Raw genomic sequence first — 2,448 nt, 5'->3', positions numbered from 1 at the left:
CCCGGCGCCGGCGGGGCCGCCGGCGGAGGGGGCGCCGGGGTGACGACAGCCGCGGGCGGCGGCGCCTTTTGAGTGACGACGTTGGCCCGCACATCCGGTCGGTGCTGATTGGCCGCCCGCATCCCCACAGCCAATGCGACCGCCAGACCGAGCACTCCGACGACGAACAGCGCCGCGACCCCGCCGGTGACCAGCATCGGCTTACGTTCCCGCCGCTGGACCCCGGTGCTGAAGTCCAGCATCCGGGAGTCGACAAGTTCGGGATCGTCGACAGGATCTGCCAGCGCGCCGCCCAGACCGACGCCGGCATCCGGCAGTGCGCTGTAGGCCAGCGGCTCGTTGCCGACGGTGGCGTTGTAATCCACCTGGTCATAGGTCACCCCGTCGGGCGCGACGTAGTTCACCGCGTCGGGCGCGATGTAGGCGTACCCGGCACTGGCCAGTGCCGGATCCAGTTCACCGGTGCCCGGATCCTGCGCCCAGGCCTGCGCCCGGGTGGAAGCGGAGAACAGCGGGGCGTTGGCACTGGCCAGCGCCGCCCCGCGGGCCAACGCCATGTCCGGTTCCTCGGGCACGCTGACCGGCAGCGGAGTGGCCTTGTCCAGCTCCGGCTTGATCATCGCGACGTTGACGCCCGAGCCCACCACGAACAGGCCCTCGGGATTGGACTCCAGCCGTTGCGCGCCGGCTGCCAGCTCGGTGATCTCGCCGACCGCGCTCTCGTCGTCGTGCGAGAGCGGCTGCCGGCGAATCTCGGTGATCGCGCCGTCGTCAGAGTTCACCACGGCCAACGTGGCGGCTTCCGGCTCGACGAACAGCAGAGCCGTCCGCGCATAGCGCGTCGCACTGCCCACAGACTGGGCCAGCGCCGCTGCGGCCAGAAACGCCGACACCAGCATCACGTTCTCGACCTTGCGACCGGCCAGCGCCTCACGCAACGCATGCGCCTCGGCCGGATCGCTCCAGGTCACGCCGGTGGAGCTGAGCTCATACCCGCCTTCGCGGGCGCCCTCGCGGGTACCGAGAATGGCCGACACCACCCGCTCGGGAGCGGTCTGTGCATCATCTGCCACGTCGAAGTCGTCGTGCTCGACGGTGACCCCGTCGGCGTTCTCGCCTTCCACCAGCACCATGCGGACCGCCGAGGGCGCCACCGACACCCCAAGAACGATATCCACGAAACCTCCCCTCTACTGCTGATCGGCCGGCATGCGGGACCGAACCCCCCATCAGGGCTGGCCGATACCGGCTTCATCGCAGCCGCGAGGCGGCCGTCAGGTCCGAGAGCTAACCGGACTTGATGAAGTTCTGGTACGAGCGGGACGGCGTCGGCCCGCGCTGGCCCTGATATTTCGACCCTACGCGCGTACTGCCGTATGGGTGCTCCGCCGGACTGGTCAATCGCAGCAGACACAGCTGGCCGATCTTCATTCCCGGCCACAATGTGATCGGCAGATTGGCCACGTTGGACAGCTCCAAGGTGATGTGCCCGGAGAAACCGGGATCGATGAAACCCGCGGTGGAGTGGGTCAGCAGGCCCAGCCGGCCCAGGCTCGATTTGCCCTCGAGGCGGCCGGCCAGATCGTCGGGAAGGGTGCAGCACTCCAGGGTGGACCCCAGCACGAACTCGCCGGGGTGCAGCACAAACGGCTCGCCGGGTTTGGGTTCGACCAGCGTGGTCAGCTCGTCTTGCTGTTGAGCTGGATCGATGTGGGTGTAGCGGGTGTTGTTGAACACCCGGAACAGGCTGTCGAGGCGGACGTCCACGCTCGACGGCTGTACCAGCGCGTCGTCGAACGGGTCGATGCCCAGCCGGCCAGCAGCAATTTCGGCCCGCAGATCGCGATCGGAGAGCAGCACGGCACGAGCGTATCCGCTGAACTCGGCCCATCGGCGAGCAGACACAGAATCACGCCGGGCACGCCGCAAGCATTGGTTTCTTGTGACTACTCGGCGGAGTAGACGAGGCGTTTGCTAGCCTGCTTAGCGCACCAGTGCCGATGTAGTTCAATGGCAGAACATCAGCTTCCCAAGCTGAATACGCGGGTTCGATTCCCGTCATCGGCTCCACTGACATCGCACTTCAGGGGTGATGCTGACTTTCTTCCTCCAGTCGTAGATTGGCTGTTCTGGCCGTGGTTTGACCGTCAGGAAGCGAGACGTAAAGCTCCGAAGCGTTTGCCAAACCCGGCCGCACGCGATTGCGTTGCAGACGCGGAACTCAGCCACAAGACCCTGACCATCCCGCCGACTCACACCTAGCGATCCAACCGAACGGACGCCGACGAAGGCATCCGCATGCTCGTCGAGCGGGCGATTCATCACATCGCACAAGTTGCATGAAGATCAGCACAAGTGCACATCGACTATCGGTTGCGTCCAGCAGAGTGGTGTACGAGTCGGACCTGATCAGCGGTGCCGGCGTGTCGTAGCCGAGTGATTGAAGGT

2 protein-coding genes and 1 tRNA gene are annotated in these 2,448 nt (G+C 66.1%); 1 reads left to right on the top strand and 2 read right to left on the bottom strand.

The features are described 5' to 3' along the window. Both AWC18_RS15590 and dcd read right to left on the bottom strand, forming a co-directional pair. A partial coding sequence (locus AWC18_RS15590) for a DUF7159 family protein (protein ID WP_133054999.1) occupies positions 1-1,178 on the bottom strand: 1,178 nt, incomplete at its 3' end. A 109-nt stretch (positions 1,179-1,287) separates the two neighbouring features. Next, entirely contained in the window at positions 1,288-1,860 is a 573-nt protein-coding gene (dcd, locus tag AWC18_RS15585; protein WP_076049520.1) for a dCTP deaminase, read from the bottom strand. Between the two features lie 136 nt (positions 1,861-1,996). Between dcd and AWC18_RS15580 the strand changes: the two genes are divergently transcribed. Beyond that, positions 1,997-2,070: transfer RNA gene (locus AWC18_RS15580), tRNA-Gly, on the top strand. The last annotated feature ends 378 nt before the right edge of the window (positions 2,071-2,448 follow it).

Origin of the sequence: Mycolicibacter nonchromogenicus, from assembly GCF_002101775.1 — a bacterium.
Classification (GTDB): Bacteria; Actinomycetota; Actinomycetes; order Mycobacteriales; family Mycobacteriaceae; genus Mycobacterium; species Mycobacterium nonchromogenicum.
The sequence above is the reverse complement of the archived record's forward strand: the minus strand, read 5'-3'. Positions and strand labels throughout refer to the sequence as shown.